The following is a 23,114-nucleotide window of genomic DNA, read 5'->3' as shown; positions in this document are numbered from 1 at the left end:
GGCCTAAGCTGAATGGGGCAATCCGCTGGCATATAGAACTTTAGGCATGGGTTCCGCCAGCCTGGTGTTGGCCTGGCGGAACCTGGTGTGGACGATTAAAGCCAGTTAAGCATCGTTCAAACTGACTGGAGTATAGAAAGTGGTGCCGTTAATATCATTGGGCAACAACTGGACAGTCAGGATGGGGGCAAGATCTATACCTGCCGTAATTTGGCTGCCTTCGAATCCTGGCATGTCCTGATTCCCAAGCGTACCGACCAGGGCGTAGCCAAAAGTGCCCAGGGAACCGCAGTTGAATTGTGTCGCCACCTGGTTGACCCTGCGCAGTTCACGTCCGCCGCCATTGAGGTCGAGAAAGGTAAAAAACTCCCCCTGGGGCTGGTTGTTCAAGCCAACGCCAATGGTGCCCAACACCAGGATGTAATCACTGGAATTGTAATCACCCAAGTTTGGGGCTACGTTTGGCGCTTCTTGGAATTGGTTAAACACCACATTCAAGGTGCGGCGGTCAAGAACCAGGATCCAGTAGCCCGGATTTTTAGGTTGTTGGGTTAGGACATTATTGCCAATGCCGATTTGCCCCCATAAATATTGGTTGCTGGTGGAACTGATGACAGTAAGAGGGACGGGCAATGCACTCATAGCGGATCTCCATGGGTCTAATTGAATATAAAGTTAGAATGTTAATGTAGATTCAACCAGAATCAAAGTATTTTTAAGTGCGGCAAAATCAGCGATAGTGGCGGGCAACCGCCAACACATCCTCCCCTGCAAACCAGGCCCAACGGCATTTTTCACCTTGTCAAACGGGGTGCAGTGAAACCATGCCCGAAGCGGGCGGGCTGGCGCCTGTTCCGTAGGGACTGCCGCAGCATGTTGCGCAAGGCATTCGGAAAAAGGTCAGGCATGGCCATGGCCAGCAAAATGGGCCAGCAATTGGGGAAGCGACAGCATATCGTCAAATGGCGTGACAAATCCATTTTGGCGCAGTGAAGCCCCGCCATTGGGTACATATTGGAAGGCTTTCATACCCGCCGCAGTCGCCGCCCTAACCCCGACTTCACTATCTTCCACAACCGCACATTGGCTAGGCATGAAGCCTTTCGCCTTCGCGGCATATTGGAATATGCCTGGCTCTGGCTTCCATGAGCCGATTTCATAAGAACTGAAGAGGGCATCGCCAAAATAAGGTGCTAGGCCACTCACTTGTAGCGCCTGACGGATTTTTGCAAGCGGCCCGCTTGAGGCAATGCACTTGGGGAAATTCATGGCTTCAAGCATTTCAAAAACGCCGGGCATGGGTTTTAATTCATGGGCAAAGAGTTCCTCAACACGCTGGCGGTACCGCCGTTCAAACGCATCGGGCAAGCCCTGGCAAAGACGGGCCTCAAGATCAGCCAAAATGTGGGCCAGCTTTTTGCCGCGATACCGTTGGGTTAATGTCCCCAACGTATCATTTAGCTGCGGGAGCAGATCGAGGAACGCCTGGTTGCAAAGCCCCTCGCTGTCCACGAGCGTACCGTCCAGATCAAAAATCACACAAATACCTGCCATTTGCCGGGATGCCTAGCGAAGGGCTTTGGATAGCAAGGCGCTGGTAGGGGCCATGACCCTATCCTCCCAGACGGCACATGACTTGGTGCCAGCCAGCCTCGGCGCTGGCTCCGGCCTGTTCGAACACGGCTTGCAGTTGCTCCATCTGCGTTCCCGTGAGCAGCGCCTCCAATTGTGCCCCGCTTGGGGTGAGTGACAGTTGCCTCACCCGTTTATCATGCCCGGCCGTGCCCATTGCCACCAGTTGCAATTCCAATAACTGCCGCAGGGGGGCGTTCAATGCCTGTTTGCTGACGCTGAGCATGCCCAGCAGCGCATTCACTGAAATCCGTGGGTTGCGGCCGACGAAATAGAGGATGCGGTGATGGACCCGCCCCAAGCCGCGTTGGGCTAGGATGCGGTCCGGCTGCGCGGTAAAGGCGCGGTAGCCGAAATAAAACTGTTCGATAGCCAGGCGTAACGCGGCTTCACGCGGCATAAGCACAGCTCCGTCGGCAGCCGTGGCATTATCATCGGGCATTTCTGTAGGGGATATTGGGTCAACCATATTGACATTATAAGCCTGTTGCCATTATCATGGCTATAGGTCAACCTTATTGACATTTATAAATAGCCCGCCATGAATGATTTATCGCCGCAGCACAAACCCCATTTTTCTGCCCGCACCCGTAACCTGCATCCGTCGCCGATCCGTGAAATCCTGTCCGTCATCAACCGGCCGGGCATGATCTCCTTTGCCGGAGGGCTACCGGCGGTGGACAGTTTCCCCCAATTCAGCCTGGACGCCATGCCGCAGCATATCCTGCAATATGGCGCCAGCGAAGGCGAAGGGGGGCTGCGCCAACGGGTTGCCGAAGACCTGCAAGGGCTGGGCCTGCAATGCACAGCCGGGCAAGTGCTGATCCTGTCCGGTTCCCAACAAGGCATTGATTTGGTCGCCAAACTGTTCATAGACCCCGGTACACCCGTGGCGGTGGAGTCACCGACCTATCTGGCGGCATTGCAGGTGTTCCGCTATTTCGGCGCCCGTTTCGTTGCCTACGATGCAGGATCGCCGGATATGGGCGAGTTGCTACGCGAAAAGCCAGCTTTTGCCTATGCCATCCCTACGTTCCAAAACCCCAGCGGCCAGTGCCTGGATGCGGCCGGACGCGCCGCACTGGCCGCCGCCTGCGATGCCGCACGCATCCCTTTATTTGAGGATGACCCCTACCGTGATTTGGCCTATGACCCTTGCGAACGGACCCCAGTGTGCGCCTTACTCAAGCAGGCACCGTGGATTTACCAGGGATCGTTCTCGAAAAGCCTGGCACCCGGGTTGCGCCTAGGTTACCTAGCCGCCTCACCGGATCTGCTGCCTTACCTGACACGCCTCAAACAGGCGGCCGACCTGCACAGCAACCGGGTCAGCCAGTGGTTGGTGCTACAGCAACTGAATGATCCGGCACGTAGCCAACAACTGGACAAATTGGCCGGGGCTTATCGCCAGCGCCGCGACGCTTTCGAAGCCGCCTTACGCCGTCATTTTAGCGGCCTCGCCAGCTGGCAGACGCCCCCCGGAGGGTTGTTCTTCTGGCTCACCCTCAACCGCCGCATCGACACCCGCCAACTGCTGCCCAAAGCCATTGAAGCGGGCGTCGCTTTCATGCCCGGCGAACCCTTCCTGCCCATGGAGGTGGAAAATTGCGGCCAGCTACGCCTCAATTTCAGCCACGCCGACGAAACGCAGGCCGAATTAGGCCTAGGGAAACTGGCGGAATTAGTGCGCTGTTCCGCTTGAATGGCGCCCCTATTTCTCTGCTGGCGCCAAACAGACTAGCTTGCAGTCCGGTTGCAAGGCGACTAGCAGCGTGGTTTGCAAAAAGCATTGCACGCCCCGTAACGGGTGATTGAACCGGCGCTCACCCCCCTTCGCGGTTGAGTACGGCTTGTCCGCGCCAATGCTGGGCGAACAACGGGCTATTGGCCAATAAACCGTCAACCAGCGCTTGCATCGCCGCATCTTGCGGACGGCGGCTGTAATCGGCACGGAATTCGGCAACCAATCGGCGGGCGCGTTCTGGCCAATCGGCTATCAACCGCTTCGCATCAGGACAGAGGAAGACGAATTGAAGCAAATTGCGTTCTTGGGCCCCTTCATCCAGCCAGCCGGTGAACAGATTGGCGGCATCAGCATTCCAGGCCCTGGCGGTCCAGGTGCGGTCTAGGAGATAGGCCGGCCCCCTAAACAAGGATGGCAAATTTAAAAGGCCGGGAAGCAAGTCAGGCGGTGGTTCAGAGCCAGCCGGATCCCGTTTCCCCGCCAAATCGAACAGCGAAGCACGCCCGGCCGGTGCCAGCCTGAGCGCTTCGGCAAGACGCGCCAATGCGGCGGCGGAAGCGGCAACCTCGCGCCCTTGCTCAAGCCAAGTGATCCAAGTGACGCTAACCGCAGCGGCTGCCGCCAATTCTTCGCGCCGCAAACCGGGAGTCCGGCGCCGGCCGACAGCCTGGGCAGGCGGCGGCAAACTCTCACGGTGGGCACGGATGAAGGCAGCCAGGAGGCGGCGGGGGCTTGTTTCGGTCATAGTGTCTTTTATACCCGTATAAATCGCCATCTTGTACCAGTTAAAAAAGGGGGGAACAATACCCCTGCCATCCATTTATTTTAGGGGATCATGATGAAGACATACCGTTGGGACGCTAAGGACTATGAGAGGAACTCGGAAGCCCAACAGAAATGGGCAAGGGAAATCATCGCCCGTCTAAATTTGACAGGAACCGAAAACATCCTTGACCTAGGTTGTGGTGACGGCAAAGTTACGGTGGAATTGGCCCGGTTAGTGGCCGCTGGCTCGGTGGTCGGCGTTGATAACTCCAGGCAGATGATAAGCTTAGCGCAAGCAAGCTATCCACAAAACCAGTGCCCTAATGTTTCGTTCCAAGTCATGGATGCCAGCGCCCTATCCTTTGAAGGCCGTTTTGACCTGGTTTTCTCAAATGCGGTGCTCCATTGGGTCAATGACCATCAACCCGTTATTGAAGGCTTATATAAAAGCCTCAGGGAGGGAGGAAAAATGCTCTTACGCATGGGCGGGAAAAGCGATGCGGCGGGGATACTCTCGGTCATTGACGAGGTTAAAGCCGCCGAGAAATGGGCGCCGTACTTTACCGGATTCGAATTCCCTTTTACTTTTATGGGGCCCGATGAATATAAGGCGCTATTGGGGAAATCTGGATTTTTCATCAACCGTGTCGGGCTCATCCCTAAAGATATGGCCCATAACGGCAAAGCGGGGCTGGAAGGATGGATACGCACCACATGGCTGCCCTATACGCAGCGGATCCCAACCGAAAAAAGGGGGATGTTCATCGAAGAGGTTTCTGTAAAATATCTGGATAAATTCCCGCTAGACTTAGAGGGCAAAGCCCATGTGGCTATGGTAATGCTTGAAGTTGAAGCAGAAAAAACCACACGGCCAAGCCGTTGAAAAGGCAATATGCCTATTAGGCCACTACAAGCATCGGACAATGCCGCTTACACCACACTCTGGATCAACGCGCTCACTGAACACGAAAAACATTTCCGCGTCGCCTTGGAAGATGATGCACATCCGCAAATCCCCACCCAGTTTTCTGCCGAAAGCTTCACCTTGGGCGCATTCGCTGGCGACAATTTGGTCGGCACCTTAAGCTTTGTCCGCGAAACCCGCTTCAAAACCAAACATAAGGCGCTGTTGATGCGGATGTATGTGCACCCTTCGGCGGCCGGCCAAGGCATTGGCAAGGCCCTAATCCAAGCAACCATCAGCTTGGCTAGAAACCTGATCGGTTTAAGGCAACTGTACCTTACTGTCTTAGCCTCCAATCAACGGGCCATACGGCTGTACACCTCATCCGGTTTTAGCCCGTTTGCGCAAGAACCTGAATCAGTCAATATTCAAGGCCAATACATTGATGAACTGCAAATGGTTTGCTTCCTAAGCAAGTGCCCACCATGACGGCCCGCTGTGGGCCAATAGTTGCCCAAACCCACCGTACCCCCGGCAACACACGGCCTTGGTTGGTTGCTGACAGGATGTTATTGTTTGTGCCTATCCCAAACACAATGGCATTGCCGAAACCCCTTTGACGTAATCCTGCCCCACTGCCTATGCCTACGCAACCCAAAGCCCTGCACTTCCTTGCCATATCCGGTAGCTTACGGGCCGCCTCCCTGAATAGCCTATTGTTACGGGCCATCGCAAACATCGCCCCTGCGGGCACGGACGTGGTTTTGTACCAAGGCTTGGGGCAATTGCCGCCCTTTAACCCGGACATCGAAGACCCTTTACCTGGGCCGGTGGCCCATCTTAAAAACCAAATCATCGCGGCGGACGCGGTCATCATAGCCAGCCCCGAATATGCCCATGGTGTCACGGGCGTGCTTAAAAACGCCTTGGATTGGATGGTCGGCAACGAGTCATTTGTAAACAAGCCGGTCGCCTTGCTCAACACCTCGGCACGGGCTGTCCATGCGTACGCGGCGTTGCGGGAGATTATCGGCATGATGTCCGCGCACATCATTGACGAAGCGTCACTGACTATCCCCCTGTTTGGGTCTGGCCTAACGGAAGGGCAGCTTGCCGGTAACCCGCAAACCTTACTGGACTTGAATACGGTATTGGCGGCACTGCGGAAAGCCATCGAAAGCCCATCCTCCCCGCTGTGACAAAAATCCTTATCCGCACCCCCATTGCCTGTAACCTTTTCCCCGCCCACCGGTATAAGTCCACAATCTAATACGGGAACCGTCATGTGGACATTCAAATCATCCTAAAACGCATCGGCAACGGCGACAAGCCAGCCTTCGCCCTTGTGGTGCAGCATTTCCAGCAGCCCCTGTTTGCTTATTTGGGGCGGATGGGGCTATCCCAAGGGGTGGCCGAAGAAATTGCCCAAGAGACTTTCTTACGTGCCTGGAAATGCCTCCATGCCTATGACCCCGCCCGCGCCGAATTTTCAACTTGGCTATTCACCATTGCCCGGAACATTGCCTTCCACGAGCTTGGCCGGGCTGCGGGCAAACGCGAAGTTTCCGGTAATGAATTTTTGCCGGATGTGGCCAGTGAAGGCGACCCAGCCGATGCGGCCAGGCAAACCCAGTTAAGGGAAAAGCTGCTTGACGCCTTGCGTGCTTTGCCAGTGGCGGACCGCAGCGCACTCGCGTTAGCGTATTTCCAGGAACTCGACCTAAAAGCCATTGCGCGCATCGAGGGTTGCAGCACCGGTGCCGTCAAAGTCCGTTTGCACCGGGCCAAACAACGGCTACGCCAACTATTGGAGGAATATCATGAATAACGATTGGGACAACTTGCTGCAATCAGGCCTGGTGTCGGTGCCTGACGGTTTCACTGGACGGGTCATGCGGGAAATTGACCGCTTGCCACTACCAACCCCCAGGCAAACCTGGAAAATCCGGCTGCAATGGCTCGCTATTTTGGGCACTGCCGCAATGGGCATGGCCGAGCTTTTTTCATTCATTTTTGGCATCTGGGCTGCCACCACCGCCTACTAAAATAAGGAGACCCTCCATGCACACCCTTAACCACCCCCGTAAGCCGTTATCCGCGTTAGCCATGTCTTTTGTGCTGCCGGGTTTCGGGCAGCTCTACAACGGCGAACCCAATAAAGCCATCTGGCTGTTTGTCGCCTTCGCCATGCTCAGCATCCCGGGCGTGGCATTTGTCGCCCTCTATCTGGCCGGATATTGGATGTTGCCCGCCTTATTGCTGAGCTTGGTGCTGACCTTGTCCATCTGGCTTTATGGCATCATGGATGCGTGGCGCACCGCCCGCCGCAAACAAGGCTACGTGAAACCGGGTTGGCAAATCAGCGGCGGCTATGCCTTAATTTTTTTGCTGTGTTCATTGGCGCAACTGTCCCTGATCGGCTACGTCAGGGAACATCTCGTCCAGTCCTTCTCCATCCCATCCAGCAGCATGGAGCCTAGTATCCTGCCCGGCGACATTTTATTCGCCGACATGCGCTATAACTGCCCTGGTTGCAAAAGCGCGGTCAAACGTGGCGACATCGCCATTTTCGTATACCCCAATGACCGCACCCTTAACTATATCAAGCGGGTTATCGCCCTGCCTGGAGATTCGGTCCGCATCCAAGGCCATGCCATTTGGGTTAACGGCAAGCCCTTAACGGTGCAGGAAATCCAAAACGGGCCGGCCATCCAAGTCACCGAAGCCATCGAAGGCCGGCAATGGCAAGTGCAATGGACGCAACCTGACCAGCAGGCGACCGGGATGGAAATGGTTGTGCCACCAGGCCACGCCTTTGTTTTGGGTGACAACCGCAACATAAGCAAGGATTCCCGTCTCTTCGGCACCGTGCCGTTGGCGGATATCATAGGCAAAGCAAGGCAAATATGGTTTTCGAAGCAGCCACAGGCCGGTATACGCTGGGGCAGGTTAGGCGGCGTGCCCGATTAGACCTAACCTTGCCGGCTTTTGTAGCGGGCCTGCAAGCGGATGCATAACGGCGCCCCGGCCTGGAGACGGGGCCAATGCCGTCAAGTTAATAAATCAACCTGGGTATCCCCTTGACTGGAGTAAACACTATATGTTGTGGTGAGTTGGTTTTCGTCCACGGACATTTTTCTTGATAGTTTCGTAAGTCACGGCATCGGTCAACACTGCTTGTTGGAGTAATCGATAAAAAAGTTTTCCGCGGTGCCGTGAAGTTCGTCGATTGAATCGAAATGTATATTCATCGAGATAATACTCAAGATGCTCATGAGCAACCGCCCCCTGCAAAGTACCACCTAGCCATCGTTTCATCAGGCTGGCAACCAGATTACAAGCAGGCAACAGATTGTCCCCAACCTCAGCATCAGTTCGAACCACTTCGTGAATGTACCCACGATTGCCAATTTGGTTATAGCCAGCCCATCCATCCGTTCGAATCACGCTCCCTGGTTCAACCGTATCCTGAATGGCTTTTTCTAAAGATTCTGCCGAAGCATCTTCTATTCGTTTCAGTCGTATGCGCCCCAATTTTTTTCCGTCAAGTTGCACAACCATAAGAATCAATACCTTACCACTGGCGCCACGTCCGCGTTTTCCGTCGTGTTTTACACCACCCACAAAGGTTTCGTCGATCTCAACGTTCCCAGATAAACGATCACGGCCTTGCCTAACCATGGCGCGACGCAATTTGTGAAGCCATGTCCACGCAGTTTCATAGCTACCAATACCAAGCATACGTTGCAGTCCTTTGGCGCTCGCACCATATTTCTGCCCTGTGACCCACCAGATTACCCGAAACCAAACCATCAACGGCTTCTTTGTCCGTTCAAAAATTGTTCCTGCCGTCACTGATGCTTTGTAATCGCACGATCTACACCAATGAAGCCCGTGATCAATTAACCAAGCTTTTCGATGACCGCAACGCGGACAAACAAAACCATCAGGCCATCTCAACTCACACAAATAATGCCAGCACGCTTCTTCGGTGGAGAAGCGTTCCTCAAATTCAGCCAACGTCTTCGGGTAGTCGTCCATGGATGACAACACTACCGATAGTAGTCACTCCAGTCAAGGGGATACCCAGGTAAATCAATATACTATCTGATGTTACGCAGACATTTTCTGCGACTTAAAAATAAATAATGATGAGTCGCTAGCGCGACAATTTTTTAATCGGGTTCTCGCACCCGAAAGCGAGATACTTTCTTTTGTGCCGCCAAAAGAAAGTATCCAAAGAAAAGGCGGCCCGATTGCCGCTTCCTCCTTGCGCTCCTCGGTTTTGTCGGGGGCCAGCAGAGAGGGCTTCCTGCCCTCCTGCTGACGCGCGGCATCCTTGCCGCGCCCCTTCGGGCTGTTCCCGACAAAACCTACGGTGCTCGGCGCGGCAAACGGGAGCGAAAACACGTTACTACGTAACGTCAGATACTATAAAGCAAGGTTGGGGCACTTAATGCGCCTACTGTTGGCGCCCTACCTCCTGCTGAAAAACTATCCAAAGATAAATTTAGGTTTGGATAGGGAACGTGCCTAACGGGGATACCGTGCAGCATCCCAGGACATCTAAACCGCACCATCCGAAGTCTGACGACGATGAAGCCAACCTGCGTCCCCGCTTGATATTCCATAACCTGCCCTTTTAAACTAATCTAAGCCAGTGCCCAGTCACTGATTTCTTGTCGGGTCAACCTAGGTTGTCCGCCTTGTTTATGGCCTGTGCCAACATCCGCAGCGATCAGGCAGGCAACCGCCCGCCCCTACGAAAATAATACTGACAATTCAACAGTGACTGGGCACTAGGGGCCACCACCCAAAAACCAATGGACATCCCTTGACGGCAAAACCAGAGGCAAAATAGAAAAAATATGACATTATTGCCGCCCACAATGTTATAAATTCATGGGCAAGATATGCTTGCCTGCAACAGGCCGGGGAATGGGGGGCGAATTGGGCATAAGGGTAACCTTTGCCGTTATTTTGCTGACATAACCAATCCATCAGGGGGAATTGAGATGAATATAATGACAGCCAGTGAGCTTTCCGGCGCCAAGATGGACATGGGGCTTCCGACCCCGCTCTATGCCGCGGACGGGCACCGCATTTTCTGGCTGGGGAACACCGACGAGACCGCCTTCCGCTGCAACACTTATCTGATCGTGGACCGGCATGAGGCCATTGTGGTTGACCCCGGCAGCAAGCAGTATTTTTCCCAGGTCAAGCAACGGGTCGCGCAAATCATGCCGCCGGAACAAGTCAGCGGCATGGTGCTCTGCCACCAAGACCCTGACGTGGCCGCTTCCATGACCGACTGGCTAGCCGTCAACCCGTCCATGCAGGTGTTCACCACCCCGCGCACCCAAGTGTTGCTGCCCCATTATGGCCGCTCGGACTACCGGTATTACGATGTGACCGAAGAACCGGTTTATGCCCTCCCTTCCGGAGCCAGCCTAACTTTCGTCGAAGCCCCCTTCCTGCATTTTCCAGGCGCCTTCGTGACTTACGACTCCCTGGCGCGTTACCTGTTTTCCGGGGACATCTGGGCGGCGCTGGATATGGACTGGGAACTGACGGTGGGTTCGTTCGAAGAGCACATCGAGAAAATGAACCTGTTCCACCTGGACTATATGGCGTCCAACCTCGCCGCCCGCGGCTTCGTCAGGCGCATCGAAAAGTTGGCCATTGACGCCATCCTGCCCCAGCACGGCTCCATCATTGGGCCGCAGCATGTCACGGCCGCCCTCGATTACCTGCGCACCCTGCGCTGTGGCACCGACATCATCTATGCGGACATGGACTAAATATGCCAGCTGACATCCCACTGGAATTGCAGCAAAAAATGGCGGCGCTTGAACGCAAGAACAAGCTGCTGGAGGAAGGGCTGCACCAAGCGGAACGGCTGCGGCAGATGTTTGACCGGACGGCGCAAGAACTCAAAGCCACCAAGTTGTTGCTGATGCGGCAGGACGAAGCGCTTAAGCAAGATATTGCCGAGCGCAAGCAAATCGAATCCGCGTTGCGGGAATCGCACCAGCACATGTATTCATTGCTCAATTCGATGGCCGAAGGCGCTTATGGCGTTGATACCGACGGCTATTGCAAATTTGTGAACCGGTCTTTCTTAAGGCTTTTGGGCTACGGAAGCGAAGATGAAATCATCGGCAAGCATATCCATGAACTTATCCACCATTCCTATCCCGACGGCAGCCCCTACCCTACCGGGGCATGCCGGATGTATGCCGCTTTCCGCAATGAGGAAACCCATGTCGCCGATGAAGTGTTTTGGCGTAAGGATGGCACCGCCATTCCGGTGGAATACTGGTCGCAACCCATCATTATCGACGGTGTGCTGACTGGCGCCATCGCCACTTTCATTGACATTAGCGAACGCAAAAAAGCCGAAGCAGCCGCCCAACTGTCCGCCCAGTACGCCCGCAGCCTGATCGAAGCCAGTCTGGACCCCTTGGTGACGATCAGCGCGGAAGGCAAGATCACCGATGTCAACACCGCCACGGAACGGGTCATAGGCAGGCAACGGGGTGATTTGATCGGCAGCGATTTCACGGCTTATTTCACCGATCCCGACCAAGCGCGCACGGTCTATCAGCTAGTGTTCCGCCAAGGTTTCGTGACCGATTACCCGTTGGCCATCCGGCACGCCTCTGGCAAAATCACCGATGTCCTCTATAACGCCAGCGTGTACCGTGACATCAAAGGCCAGGTGGTGCTGGGTGTGTTCGCCGCGGCGCGGGACATTACCGAACGTAAGCGGATCGAAGCCCTGCTTGCCGATAGCGAATCCCGCTTGCGCACCATCATCGAGAACGAACCTGAATGTATCAAGATCGTTGATGCCAATGGGCGGCTGGTGCAGATGAACCCTGCGGGGCTAGCGATGATTGAGGCAGACAACGAAGAGCAGGTTGTCGGGCGTTCAGTAGCCGATGTCATCGCCCCCGAATATCGCGCCGCCTATGCCGAATTGCACCAACGCGTGCTGGCTGGCGAGTCCATGCAAATGGAATATGAAGTCATAGGGCTCAAGGGCGGCCGCCGCTGGCTGGATACTCATGCCGTACCCATGAAAGAGGCCAATGGCAACATCGTGCACCTCGCCGTCACCCGCGACATCAGCAAACGCAAGGAAGCCGAACATCAGCTCCGCATCGCTGCCACGGTCTTTGAAGCCCAGGAGGGCATGATGGTCACTGATGCCAACAGTAACATCCTGACCGTAAACAAAGCCTTCACCAGCATGACCGGTTACTCAGTGGAAGAAGCGGTCGGCCAAAACCCGCGCCTGCTGCATTCGGGCCGCCAGACCCCGGACTTTTATGCCAGCATGTGGGGAAGCATCGTCAATACCGGCTCATGGGAGGGGGAAATCTGGAACCGGCGTAAAAATGGCGAAATCTATCCGGAACACCTCACCATCACCGCCGTAAAAGACCCCGACGGGACCGTGACCCATTACGTTGGCACCCATACCGACATCACGCTTAGAAAAGCGGCGTCGGAGGAAATCGAACGCCTAGCTTTTTACGACCCGCTCACCTGCTTGCCCAACCGGCGGCTGCTGCAGGACCGATTAAAACAGGCGCTCGCCGCTAGCCAGCGCAGCGGCCAGTTAGGTGCGCTGTTGTTCATCGACCTGGACAACTTCAAAACCCTTAACGACACCTTAGGCCATGACATGGGGGATTTGCTGTTGCAGCAGGTCGCCGAACGGTTGCGGGGCGGTGTCCGCGAAAATGACACGGTCGCCCGTCTGGGAGGGGATGAGTTCGTGGTGATGCTGAAAGATTTGGGTGGCCAGCCCATTGAAGCGGCGGAACTGGCCGAAACCACTGGCCGCAAAATCCAGGCCATCCTCAATCGGCCTTATAAGCTCGGCACGCACGATTATGTCAGCACGCCCAGTATTGGCGCTGCCTTGTTCAACGGCCACGAACGGACGGTGGACGAACTGCTGAAAAATGCCGACATCGCGATGTACCAAGCCAAAACCTCGGGCCGTAATGCCCTGCGTTTCTTCGACCCGCAGATGCAGGGCGCCATTGCCGCCCGGTTTGCGTTGGAAGATGATCTCCGTAAGGCCCTGGCGGGCCGGCAATTTGAGCTGCATTACCAACTCCAGGTCGACAGTAACCACCGCGCATCGGGCGCCGAGGCCTTGATCCGTTGGCGGCATCCTGAGCGGGGCCTGATGCTTCCGGCGGAATTCATCCCGTTGGCGGAAGAAACCGGTTTGATCCTGCCCATTGGGCAATGGATGCTGGAGGCGGTGTGCGCGCAGCTCAAGGCATGGCAACAGGCACCTCTGGCCTGCGGCCTGGCGCTTTCCTTCAATGTCAATGCCAAACACTTTTTCCAGACCCATTTCGTGGCGCAAGTGCTGGCGGCCATCCGGCACCATGGCGTCGACCCGGCCTTGCTCAGGCTGGAGCTGACCGAAGGGATATTGGTAAAAAATATCGAAGACGCCATCGCCACCCTGAAGGCATTACGGGAATCCGGTGTCCAATTCGCGTTGGACGACTTTGGCACGGGCTATTCTTCCCTGCAACACATCAAAAAGTTGCCGGTGAACCAGCTCAATATTGACCAGTCGTTCATACGGGACATCGCCGACAATCACGGCGACCAGGCCATTGTGCGCATCATCATCGCGATGGCGGAAAGCCTGGGACTGGATGTCATTGCCGAAGGGGTGGAATCGGAAGGGCAACGCCAATTCCTTCTGGACATTGGCGTTGCCCGCTACCAAGGCCCCCTGTTCGGCCAGCCGGTACCCATTGCCCAGTTTGAGGCCTCGCTGAAGCAAGCTTGTGCCCGGGCAACGCCAATGGGCAACTAACATCCGGGCAAACAAGCCAGGCGTCCCGTCCCCCTTCGCCTGGCAAGCATCATCCAGAAACACACGTATTTTTCAGGGCTGGCGCACGCCCTAATGAGGTGGAATCCCCCTTAAGCCGTCTAAGAAGGGCACCGGAAAATGCCGTGGCCTTCGCCTTCCGGCTGGGCATGGGATGGGATGGATAAGGCCACTTAACTGGGAAATCAATATGTTCGGCTATTTATGGCGTGCCTCTTGGCAAACGATTATTTGGGTATTAGTGATAGGCATCACCAGCGGGCTGAGTAGCGCCGCCCTGATCGCAACCATTAATAAGGCATTGTCGGAACGTGCCGGTGACAACTCCCTGTTATGGCAGTTTTCAGGTTTGTGTGCCGTGGTGTTACTGGCAGAAACACTCTCCTTTTACTGGACAAACCGCCTAAGCGAAGCGAGCATTTATAAGCTCCGGATCAAAATAAGCCAATTGATACTCAGCTCCCCCTACCCTAATTTGCAAAAACTCGGCAAAGCCAAGTTATTGGCCAACTTGACCACCGATATTGCCACCATTTCACAAGCGTTCATGTTGCTTCCGGAGATTTGCGTGCATGGGGCTGTCGTTACGGGTTGCATGGCCTATTTGGCATGGTTGTCTTGGCAAATGGCTTGGGTTTTGACGGGCATCATCCTCTTTGCCGTCATCACTTACCGGATTTTTACCCGATCCCCCCAACAGGCTTTAGTAAGGGCGAGGGAAGCATACGATAACTTGAACCAAGGCTTCCGCCATCTGACCGAAGGCATCAAGGAACTGAAACTGCATTCCGACCGCAGCAAGGATTTTATGGAACGGGGTCTGGCGGCCAGCGCGGAAACCAACCGCAGCTTGGCGCTTTCCGCCAACGTCGGGTTTATGCTCGCCAACAAATACACCTTCCTGATTTACTACCTGGCGATTGGCCTGATCCTGTTTGCCTGGCCTTGGCACCAGGCCAATCCAGAAACGGCCAGCGGTTATGTGCTGGTGCTGCTGTTTATGACAGGCCACTTGGCCGGCTTGACCCACAATATCCCTGTTTTCGCCACCGCGCGGATTGCGCTGGACAAAATAACCCAACTGGGGGAAATCCTGGAGGCAGGGCTTGTCCAGACCCATGACACCGCGTTGGCAAAAAACGGGGCCGCCTTCCATTCCTTGACGCTACGCGGGGTCACGCACCGCTTCCACCGGGAAAAAGAAAACCGCAGCTTCACCTTAGGCCCCATCAATCTGGACTTTAAGGCTGGCGAACTGGTGTTTTTAATTGGCGGCAATGGTAGCGGCAAAACCACCCTGGCGATGTTGTTGATGGGGCTTTACCACCCTGAACAGGGCGAAATTTCCCTGAATGGCATAAGCATCAGCGATGCCAACCGGGAGGCGTATTTGCAGAATTTTGCCGTGGTGTTCGCCGATTTTTATCTGTTCGACGAATTGTTCGGCTTCGACTCGGATAAAATCACCTATAAGCTGATTGATTACCTGGAGCGTTTGCACCTTCACCATAAATTGACGCTCAACCAGGGACGGTTTTCCACCCTCGAACTCTCGCAAGGCCAATGCAAACGCCTGGCTTTGCTGGTCGCCTATCTGGAAGACCGCCCGTTTTATATTTTCGATGAATGGGCGGCGGATCAAGACCCTGAATTTAAGGAATTGTTTTACACCGAATTGTTGCCGGAACTCAAAGCCAAAGGCAAAACAGTGTTGGCCATCACCCACGATGACCGTTATTTCCATTTGGCGGACCGTTGCATCAAATTGGAAGAAGGCCAAATCAAATCCATCGAATACCCTCCTGTCGCCCCCCAAGCCCAGCCCATCGCCGAGATCGGGGTGTGCTGATGCGGCTGTTGCGATGGCTGGCCTTTTATCCCCCGTTGTTTGCGTTGGCCTTGGCCCTTACCGGCATAGGTGGCGGGTGGTGGGTGTTGCGGCAATCCCTGCCTACGTTGGCGGGTGAAATAAGCATCAGCCCCTTATCGGCACCGGTCACCATCACCTCGGACCGCCATGCCATTCCCGTCATCCATGCTGAAAACCGGCTCGACGCCATCCGTGCCTTAGGTTTTGTCACCGCCCGCGACCGCCTGTTCCAGATGGATTTGCTACGCCGTAAAAGTGCCGGACGGCTTTCAGAAATTTTTGGTGCGCTGACCGTTAACGTTGACACGGCCGCCAGGATTTATGGTTACACCCTGATCGCCAAAACCGCACTCAGCAAACTCCCGGCCGGACACCAACACTATTTGTCCGCTTATGCCGAAGGCGTGAACAGTTTTATCAAACAAGCCCAAGCCCTGCCCTTTGAGTTTACCGTGCTGGGTTACCGGCCTGAAGCTTGGCAGGCATCGGACAGCTTGTTAGTGATGTTGGGAATGTCTGAAATGCTGACCGCCTGGGCCGATGGTGAAGAACGGATGTTAAGCGTGATGGAAAAGGCCTTGCCCGCAGAGGTCATGGCTTTTCTGACACCGGACACAGACCGTTATACGGACAGTTTGTATGGCGCCCATCCTTCCTGGCGCCCCGCCCAGGACATCCCTAAGGCCGCCCTTGCCAACATACTGGCGCAAACGGCGGCATCGCCACAACAACCACAGGCTAAGATGACCAGCCACCGCGAATTTGTGGCGGGTTCCAATGCTTGGGCCGTCAGCGGCAAAAAAACCCAAGACGGCCGGGCGATTCTGGCGAACGATATGCACTTAAACCTTTCCGTACCCAATATTTGGTATCGGGCGGAACTCATTTACGGCAACGTCCATAACGTGGGGGTGGTTCTGCCAGGAACGCCCGTGTTTGTGGCGGGCAGCAACGCCCATATCGCCTGGGGCAACACCAATTTGACAGGCGATTTTTTGGATTTGGTCAGTCTGGAAATTAACCCAAATAACCCTGGACAATATAAAACCAACGGCCACTGGCAAAACTTCACTCATCGCCAAGAGACCATTGCAGTCAAAAATGCCCCCAGCACGCAATTGGACGTAAAAACCACCCGTTGGGGGCCGGTCGCCGCCGAAACCTTATTGGGCAAGCCTGTCGCCATCCATTGGACGGCACTGGATCCGGAAACGGCCAACACAGGCTGGCTGGACTTGGAGCAGACCGGATCATTGGCAAGCGCTTTGGATGTGGTCAACCATATCGGCGGCCCGCAGCTCAATGTCCTGTTGGCGGATGACCAAGGCCACATCGCTTGGACCATCACCGGCAAGATACCCAACCGTACCGGTATGGACGGCTCGGTGAGCCGCTCGTGGGCGGACGGCAAAGCGGGTTGGGACGGCTATGTCGACGAACACCAACTGCCGCGGGAAATTGATCCCGCAGAGGGCTTTTTGGTATCGGCAAATGACCGCCGGTTGGGGAAAAATTTCCCGCATATTATCGGGCATCAGTTTGTGCCTGGTTTCCGCGCCTACCGTATCACCCAGCAGCTTAAACACCTGCAGGAAACCCATGAATGGTCGCTGTTCAACTTGCAACTCGATACTGACATGGGGGTTCACGGCTTTTACCAACAACTGGCGTTGCAGGCCTTAAACCCGGCAACTATCGCTAAACAACCGGAGTTGCAAGAAATACGCGATTATTTATTGGCCTGGAATGGCCGGGCGGATGCGGACAGCCTGGGCTTTGCTTTGTTGCAAGAATTCAGGGACCAGTTAGCCGACACGGTGTTCGCCCCATTCCTAGCCGCTTGCAAAACTGCCGATAAAAATTTTTCCTATGCCTGGCTCTATGCCGACACGCCGCTGCAAGCACTGCTGGCAGCCAAAATACCGCAATTGCTGCCGGACACCGCGCACTTTAGAAGTTGGGATGAGTTCATCTTGGCGCAATTGAAATTTAGCGCACAACACCTGAAGGCAATCCGGCCCGGCACCAAACTGGCCGATTTGACCTGGGGCAAATTCAACAAAAGCCACTTCATGCACCCGATTTTTGGTTCCATCCCGTTGCTCGGGGATTTACTGAATATGCCGGAAACCGAATTGTCCGGCTGCGGCGGCTGTGTGCGGGCAACCGGCCCCAGTTTTGGTGCCAGCGAGCGGATGGTGGTTTCCCCGGCGCATCTTGACGAGGGCATTTTACACATGCCAGGCGGCCAATCCGCACACCCTTTGTCGCCGAATTACCGTGACCAACAAGCTTATTGGGTGCAAGGCCGGGCGATGCCTTTGTTGGCAGGGGCGACGCAACAGACCTTGGTGCTGAGACCCGCCTTAAAAACCAGGTCCGAAAATTAAACGGCACGACATGAGGTCTGACCGATAATTGACAATCCGTTTACACGGCCCCGGATGCCCTCACCCATGAAATTTAGGAATCCTTAAAACCTTTTCAATCATCTGCACCGTATGGCTCACGGCGTATTCTGGATGGAAGCCTTTATGCTGGTTTGCAAATTGCTCGGCGGCGAGGCGAAAACTCTCATCGCCCAAGAGTTGCCCTAAAGATTGGCGGAAACTTTCTTCACTTCTGTCCATACCCATGCTAAGTCCCGCGCCAAGCCCGTCAACACGGCTGCCCAACAAGCGAGTAGCCCGTAAGGAGCGAAGCGGATTACGGGATTTTCCAACTCCGCCCATACCGTATTTAATCGAGTGGATTCGGTACGGGTGTTTGAAATGGGGAATTGTGCGGTTTCGAGACCCCGTATTTCGCTATCGCTGCATACGGGCTGCCTCGCTTTAATGACGGGGCCGATAGCGGGGATCAGAACTGTCGCCGCCCGCTACCCAAATCGCCCAGAAAATGGCCGCCCCACCGGAGTTTTTATGTGGGGAATTACGTGCAAGCCTAAAATGTCTGGATATTTTCCCTTTTAATATCAATCAAGTAAAAGTCGTTTGGCGGAAGGTGTGAAGTATCCCGCTTCAAACTAGGTAATAGTTAATATTTCCGGCGGTAACATTCACCTATACTTCCGGACAATTTTGTTTTCCGGCCAGGGCTTTTGCTGGTAGCAGGCAAGGCGTTGGGCGGCAACAACGCCACTCACTCCCGCCTTCAAAGCTCGGACAGCGTATCGGATTTTCCTGTCGGACGGGGCATTCGCCCCAGCAAAGCCCGTAGGTGAGGTACCAACTCCAACGCATTGGGCGGGCATCAATCCTTGGGGTTCCTAATGTCACCCCAACGAGCTACATGGCTGATTTCGGAAAGTTATTTTTAGCGAGTAGCCCGTAAGGAGCAAAGCGGATTACGGGATTTTTCAACTCCGCCCATGCCGTATTTAATCAAGTTCATTCGGTATGGGTGTTTGAAATTGGGAATTGTGCGGTTTCGAGACCCCGTATTTCGCTATCGCTGCATACGGGCTACCTCGCTGAAATGAATCAAAAAAGATCAAGTAAGCTGGAGCCGTTCATTGGGAGGCCGTCCCGACATGGCAGATTTTGGAAAGTTATTTTTAGCCAAATCCTTTAGGAGTAATTCTGATGCAAGGTGCACCTTTAAAAGTAAAAAGGCCAGTTATTTTAATGAAACATGACAGTTTTTTGGGGTATTTCAAAGTGTCTTGCATCAAAGCAATCTTTTTACTGTTTATAACTATCCTGTTAATGCCGACCCGAACAATAGCAACAGAATATGAACCAGCTATTCGTTTACTTTATAGCGGACAAACAAAAGGCTACGTTTCAACTCCAAGCGAGGGCTGTCCAGGTTACTACATTAACTACCCACCTCCAGGCTTCCCAATATTGGTAGGGTATTTTCCAAAAAATTTTGATGCTTCTAATCAGGTTTATCGTGGGAATCTTAGAACTTGGAATTGTATAAATGGCAGTAACGATATTCATACTGACTTTGGAGCCGTCGTTGAACGTCCTTTTTGCTTTCGATCGGTGTTTCCTAGTATCAGTGCCATTTTCATATTTGCTGGTAATCCACAGCTCCCTCCAAATAGCCCCACTGACTACTATTGTCCTCTCCAACCCACTACCGCACCTCAGCCGACCAAAACCCCGCCGCCTGAACTTTGCTCTGGTAGCCCATTTAAAGGCAACCCCATTAACACCAGTCTCGGCGACAAAGTCCAGATAGAGAAGGATTACGAAGACAGCAATAGCTTGCGGTTTGAACGGACTTATCACAGCCATGCCGGGGTAGCCAACACCAGCAATAATCTTGGCGCACAATGGCGGCATTACTATGACCGCTCCATTACTTCGTCAACTTGGGAAATCACTCCGCCTGTGGATGGACAAACTGCGATGGTTGCCAAGTATGACGGCAGGCGACTGGTTTTCAAATACAGCCAAGCCACCGACAAGTGGACACCCGACCCCGACATCACCGACAGGCTAGAATACCTCAAGGATTCCAACAACGTGTTCAGTGGCTGGAAGCTGACCGACCGCAACGACAACGCTGAAACCTACAGGACTGACGGAAAACTTCAGGCTCTGAAAAACCGTAGCGGCAGTGTCAACCTAGTCTTGGACTACAGCACCAAAGACACGCCCTTGTCCTCCCTCTATACCGCCGCCGCGCAAGCTCCGGCACCGCTCGTTGCCGTCAGTGGCAAGCTCCTTAGCGTCACCGACCAAATCACCCACCATACGCTGACTTTTCTGTACGACGAAAAACTACGCATGGCGCAAATGACCGTCCCTGGCGGAAGCGTTTATCAATACCAATACGACTTAGATAAGGACGGTAACACCTTGGAGGCTTATGGCAACCTCACCACCGTGGTTTACCCTGAAAGTACCCCTACAAATCCTGTCATACGCACTTACGAATACAACAACCCCAGTTACGTCCCTGCCGCTTTTTCTAATCCTGTCGTCGGCATCCATAATGCCCTGACCGGCATCATCGACGAAAACGGCCAACGTTACGCCACTTGGAGCTACGACACCCAAGGCCTCGCCGTTTCTTCGCAACACGGCGATGTCAGCAAAAACATCGACCGGGTTGACATTGCCTACACCAGCGGCACATCAAGCACCATCTCGGAAGGCTTGCGTGACACCTCAGGCAACTTGCTCAACCCAGGGCAACCGATGAATTTCCAGATCATCCAAGGTGTTGCCAAGGTCACGTCACAAAGCCAACCCGCCGCCACGCCCAATCCTAGCAGCTGCCCCACTTCCGCCAGCAACTTGCGCTACGATACCAACGGCAACATCATCCAGCGCACCGACTTCAACGGCAATGTCACCTGCTACGCCTACGACACCGCCCGCAACCTGGAAACCGTGCGCATCGAAGGCATCGCGAAAGGCAGCCCGCTGTTGGCGGGCGGCCAATGCCCAACCGACGTGCAAGGCTCAGCCCCCACCGCCAACACCGCCGAACGCAAAATCACCACCCAATGGCATCCCCGCTTCCGTGTCCCCGAAAAAAAGGCCGAACCCGAACGCCTGACCACCTGGGCGTGGGGCGACAGCACCAACGCCAACGCCCCCCAATGCGGCAAAAACGGCGCGGTCGCCGACGGCGTGCTGTGCAGCAAGACCGTCCAGTCCACCAACGATGGCACAGGAGCGTTAGGCCTTGCCGCCAGCCCGGCCAGCACCCGCAAATGGCTATACACCTACAACGCCTTCGGGCAAACCCTGTCGGTTGACGGCCCACGCAACAATGTCAGCGACGCGTCGGACAAGAGCCAATACGGGTATTACACCGACACGGAGACCAACGTCAACAACCGCCGGATGCTGAAAACCACCACCAACGCCTTAGGGCAAGTGACCACCTACGACAGCTACGACGCCCACGGCCGCCCGACCCAAATCACCGCCGCCAACGGTGTCGTCACCCAACTGGCCTACACCCCGCGCGGGCAATTGCAGACCGTCACCACGGCGGGACGCAGCACCCAATTGGCCTACTACCCCAACACCTTGCTGAACACCGTCACCAGCCCCGCCACGGGCACCACCACCTACACCTATGACGATGCGCATAGGCTCAACACCATCCAAAACGCCGCCGGAGAAAAGCTCAAGTACGTGTTGGATAACCTCGGCAACCGCACCAAAGAACGCACGGTCACCGGCAGCGGCGCATCCGAAATCACCTACACCAGCGTCAACCGCCGCTTCGACAACCTGGGCCGGTTGTGGAAACTGCTCAACGCCGCCAACCAACTGGTCAGCGAATACAACTACGACCCTAACGGCAACCTGACCGCCACCACCGACTACCCCGACGGCACCGCCGCCAACAAGCAACAGACCCTCAACGGCTACGACGCGTTGGATCGCATGGATTTGTTGACCAACGTTATAGATAGCGTAACGAGTTACTTGACCACCTACGGCTACGACGGCCTAGGGCAACTCACCCAAGTCAAAGACCCGCGCGCCAACAGCACCGCCAGCCCGCGCCCCAATGGCACGGGCTTCACCACTAACGGCCTCGGCAACCAAAGCCAGGAAAACAGCCAAGACCGCGGCGTCACCAACAACACGGGCTTCGACCCTGCCGGCAACCTCAAGACCCGCATTGACGCCCGCAACACCACGACCCAATACACTTACGACGCCTTGGACAGGTTGCTGACGGACAGCACCTACCTCGCCGATGCCAACGGTGCCGCCCAGGCCACCACCGTGGACAGCACCATCAGCTACCGCTATGACCTGAACACCGCCGACCTGACCGCCAACCCGCCTGCCAAAAACGCCGTCGGGCAACTCAGCCACGTCGACGACCCCAGCGGCAGCACCGACTGGCAATACGACGGCGAAGGCCGCCTACAAACCAAGACCCACAGCATCAGCACCGCCCAGGCCAGCCGCAACCTGAGCGTCAGCTATACCTATGATGCCATCAGCGGGCGCGTGGCGACGATGACCTACCCCTCCGGCTTCACCGTCGGTTACAGTTATGACCCTGCCGGACGCCCCAGCCAGCTCGCCTACGCCCAAAGCCCAACCGGTACTTTCACCACCCTGCTCGACGCCTTCGCCTACCAGCCCTGGGGCGGGGTCAAAAGCTACACCCTCAGCACCGTCACCGGCACGCCCGCCGTCAGCCGCCATTATGACAGCGACGGGCGCATCGACGGCTACACCCTCAACACCGGCACCAAAAAGCTCGCCTATGACCGTATCGGCAACGTCACCCAACTGGGCGACGGGGGATTCACCGACACCACCGTCAGCAACGCCAACAACTATGTCTATGACGGACTGGGCCGCCTGACTGACTTCACCCCGTTCAC

At 55.2% G+C, this 23,114-nt stretch carries 18 protein-coding genes; 12 read left to right on the top strand and 6 right to left on the bottom strand.

Annotation, left to right across the window (positions count from 1 at the left end):
- Positions 1-105: 105 nt before the first annotated feature.
- From METMI_RS0114180 to METMI_RS0114170, 3 genes are all read right to left on the bottom strand, one after another.
- On the bottom strand, positions 106-642 hold the full coding sequence (locus METMI_RS0114180; protein WP_019866954.1) for a hypothetical protein: 537 nt from the start codon (positions 640-642) through the stop codon (positions 106-108).
- 258 nt (positions 643-900) lie between these two features.
- On the bottom strand, positions 901-1,554 hold the full coding sequence (locus tag METMI_RS0114175) for an HAD-IA family hydrolase (RefSeq protein ID WP_019866953.1): 654 nt from the start codon (positions 1,552-1,554) through the stop codon (positions 901-903).
- Between the two features lie 58 nt (positions 1,555-1,612).
- Entirely contained in the window at positions 1,613-2,101 is a 489-nt protein-coding gene (locus METMI_RS0114170; protein ID WP_019866952.1) for a MarR family winged helix-turn-helix transcriptional regulator, read from the bottom strand.
- A 72-nt stretch (positions 2,102-2,173) separates the two neighbouring features.
- Here METMI_RS0114170 and METMI_RS0114165 point away from each other — a divergent pair, with 72 nt between their 5' ends.
- A complete protein-coding gene (locus tag METMI_RS0114165) occupies positions 2,174-3,334 on the top strand; it encodes an aminotransferase-like domain-containing protein (protein ID WP_019866951.1) in 1,161 nt (386 codons plus the stop codon).
- A 121-nt stretch (positions 3,335-3,455) separates the two neighbouring features.
- Here the strand turns inward: METMI_RS0114165 and METMI_RS24160 are convergent, their stop codons facing one another.
- Positions 3,456-4,121, bottom strand: coding sequence for an MmyB family transcriptional regulator (locus tag METMI_RS24160; protein ID WP_198007924.1), 666 nt, complete (start codon positions 4,119-4,121; stop codon positions 3,456-3,458).
- A 90-nt stretch (positions 4,122-4,211) separates the two neighbouring features.
- Between METMI_RS24160 and METMI_RS0114155 the strand changes: the two genes are divergently transcribed.
- The 6 genes from METMI_RS0114155 to lepB all read left to right on the top strand — a co-directional run bounded on the left by METMI_RS0114155 (position 4,212) and on the right by lepB (position 8,015).
- The gene (locus METMI_RS0114155; protein ID WP_232215230.1) at positions 4,212-5,024 is read left to right on the top strand and encodes a class I SAM-dependent methyltransferase; all 813 of its coding nucleotides are present in this window, start codon (positions 4,212-4,214) and stop codon (positions 5,022-5,024) included.
- 9 nt (positions 5,025-5,033) lie between these two features.
- A complete protein-coding gene (locus METMI_RS0114150) occupies positions 5,034-5,534 on the top strand; it encodes a GNAT family N-acetyltransferase (protein ID WP_019866948.1) in 501 nt (166 codons plus the stop codon).
- 152 nt (positions 5,535-5,686) lie between these two features.
- Positions 5,687-6,244 carry an NADPH-dependent FMN reductase gene (locus tag METMI_RS0114145; RefSeq protein ID WP_019866947.1) on the top strand — a complete coding sequence of 186 codons (558 nt, stop codon included), beginning with the start codon at positions 5,687-5,689 and terminating at the stop codon, positions 6,242-6,244.
- A gap of 86 nt (positions 6,245-6,330) precedes the next feature.
- Positions 6,331-6,873 (top strand): RNA polymerase sigma factor, encoded by a 543-nt coding sequence (locus METMI_RS0114140; protein ID WP_019866946.1) that lies wholly within the window; start codon positions 6,331-6,333, stop codon positions 6,871-6,873.
- A complete protein-coding gene (locus METMI_RS0114135) occupies positions 6,866-7,090 on the top strand; it encodes a hypothetical protein (RefSeq protein ID WP_019866945.1) in 225 nt (74 codons plus the stop codon). Before METMI_RS0114140 ends, METMI_RS0114135 begins: the two co-directional genes overlap by 8 nt.
- 16 nt (positions 7,091-7,106) lie before the next feature.
- Complete coding sequence (gene lepB, locus METMI_RS0114130) at positions 7,107-8,015, top strand: signal peptidase I (RefSeq protein ID WP_019866944.1); 909 nt, start codon at positions 7,107-7,109, stop codon at positions 8,013-8,015.
- A gap of 126 nt (positions 8,016-8,141) precedes the next feature.
- On the opposite strand, the gene METMI_RS24155 is transcribed toward lepB, so the two are convergent.
- The gene (locus METMI_RS24155; protein ID WP_029151647.1) at positions 8,142-9,086 is read right to left on the bottom strand and encodes an IS1595 family transposase; all 945 of its coding nucleotides are present in this window, start codon (positions 9,084-9,086) and stop codon (positions 8,142-8,144) included.
- 974 nt (positions 9,087-10,060) lie between these two features.
- On the opposite strand from METMI_RS24155, the gene METMI_RS0114120 reads away from it, so the two are divergent.
- The 4 genes from METMI_RS0114120 to METMI_RS0114105 all read left to right on the top strand — a co-directional run bounded on the left by METMI_RS0114120 (position 10,061) and on the right by METMI_RS0114105 (position 18,180).
- Positions 10,061-10,846: an oxygen-binding di-iron domain-containing protein gene (locus tag METMI_RS0114120; protein WP_019866943.1), complete on the top strand. Its 786-nt coding sequence runs from the start codon at positions 10,061-10,063 to the stop codon at positions 10,844-10,846.
- 2 nt (positions 10,847-10,848) lie between these two features.
- Complete coding sequence (locus METMI_RS26290; RefSeq protein ID WP_019866942.1) at positions 10,849-13,902, top strand: sensor domain-containing protein; 3,054 nt, start codon at positions 10,849-10,851, stop codon at positions 13,900-13,902.
- Positions 13,903-14,110: 208 nt separating this feature from the next.
- On the top strand, positions 14,111-15,769 hold the full coding sequence (locus METMI_RS0114110) for a cyclic peptide export ABC transporter (protein ID WP_019866941.1): 1,659 nt from the start codon (positions 14,111-14,113) through the stop codon (positions 15,767-15,769).
- Positions 15,769-18,180 (top strand): penicillin acylase family protein, encoded by a 2,412-nt coding sequence (locus METMI_RS0114105; RefSeq protein ID WP_019866940.1) that lies wholly within the window; start codon positions 15,769-15,771, stop codon positions 18,178-18,180. Before METMI_RS0114110 ends, METMI_RS0114105 begins: the two co-directional genes overlap by 1 nt.
- 60 nt (positions 18,181-18,240) lie before the next feature.
- Here the strand turns inward: METMI_RS0114105 and METMI_RS0114100 are convergent, their stop codons facing one another.
- On the bottom strand, positions 18,241-18,420 hold the full coding sequence (locus METMI_RS0114100) for a hypothetical protein (protein ID WP_156829862.1): 180 nt from the start codon (positions 18,418-18,420) through the stop codon (positions 18,241-18,243).
- Between the two features lie 1,362 nt (positions 18,421-19,782).
- Here METMI_RS0114100 and METMI_RS24140 point away from each other — a divergent pair.
- The coding region (locus tag METMI_RS24140) for a DUF6531 domain-containing protein (protein WP_156829861.1) at positions 19,783-23,114 on the top strand (3,332 nt) is incomplete at its 3' end.

Origin of the sequence: Methylovulum miyakonense HT12, assembly GCF_000384075.1 — a bacterium.
Classification (GTDB): domain Bacteria; phylum Pseudomonadota; class Gammaproteobacteria; order Methylococcales; family Methylomonadaceae; genus Methylovulum; species Methylovulum miyakonense.
Note: the sequence above shows the minus strand (reverse complement) of the source record. Positions and strands in the feature narration are given on the sequence as shown.

Coding starts and splice junctions, on each gene's coding strand:
- lepB (WP_019866944.1), top strand. CDS start 7,107: ATGCACACCCTTAACCACCCCCGTAAGCCGTTATCCGCGTTAGCCATG.
- METMI_RS0114145 (WP_019866947.1), top strand. CDS start 5,687: ATGCCTACGCAACCCAAAGCCCTGCACTTCCTTGCCATATCCGGTAGC.
- METMI_RS0114100 (WP_156829862.1), bottom strand. CDS start 18,420: ATGGACAGAAGTGAAGAAAGTTTCCGCCAATCTTTAGGGCAACTCTTG.
- METMI_RS24155 (WP_029151647.1), bottom strand. CDS start 9,086: ATGGACGACTACCCGAAGACGTTGGCTGAATTTGAGGAACGCTTCTCC.
- METMI_RS0114135 (WP_019866945.1), top strand. CDS start 6,866: ATGAATAACGATTGGGACAACTTGCTGCAATCAGGCCTGGTGTCGGTG.
- METMI_RS0114175 (WP_019866953.1), bottom strand. CDS start 1,554: ATGGCAGGTATTTGTGTGATTTTTGATCTGGACGGTACGCTCGTGGAC.
- METMI_RS0114120 (WP_019866943.1), top strand. CDS start 10,061: ATGAATATAATGACAGCCAGTGAGCTTTCCGGCGCCAAGATGGACATG.
- METMI_RS0114150 (WP_019866948.1), top strand. CDS start 5,034: ATGCCTATTAGGCCACTACAAGCATCGGACAATGCCGCTTACACCACA.
- METMI_RS0114105 (WP_019866940.1), top strand. CDS start 15,769: ATGCGGCTGTTGCGATGGCTGGCCTTTTATCCCCCGTTGTTTGCGTTG.
- METMI_RS0114170 (WP_019866952.1), bottom strand. CDS start 2,101: ATGGTTGACCCAATATCCCCTACAGAAATGCCCGATGATAATGCCACG.
- METMI_RS0114180 (WP_019866954.1), bottom strand. CDS start 642: ATGAGTGCATTGCCCGTCCCTCTTACTGTCATCAGTTCCACCAGCAAC.
- METMI_RS24160 (WP_198007924.1), bottom strand. CDS start 4,121: ATGACCGAAACAAGCCCCCGCCGCCTCCTGGCTGCCTTCATCCGTGCC.
- METMI_RS0114165 (WP_019866951.1), top strand. CDS start 2,174: ATGAATGATTTATCGCCGCAGCACAAACCCCATTTTTCTGCCCGCACC.
- METMI_RS0114155 (WP_232215230.1), top strand. CDS start 4,212: ATGATGAAGACATACCGTTGGGACGCTAAGGACTATGAGAGGAACTCG.
- METMI_RS0114110 (WP_019866941.1), top strand. CDS start 14,111: ATGTTCGGCTATTTATGGCGTGCCTCTTGGCAAACGATTATTTGGGTA.
- METMI_RS26290 (WP_019866942.1), top strand. CDS start 10,849: ATGCCAGCTGACATCCCACTGGAATTGCAGCAAAAAATGGCGGCGCTT.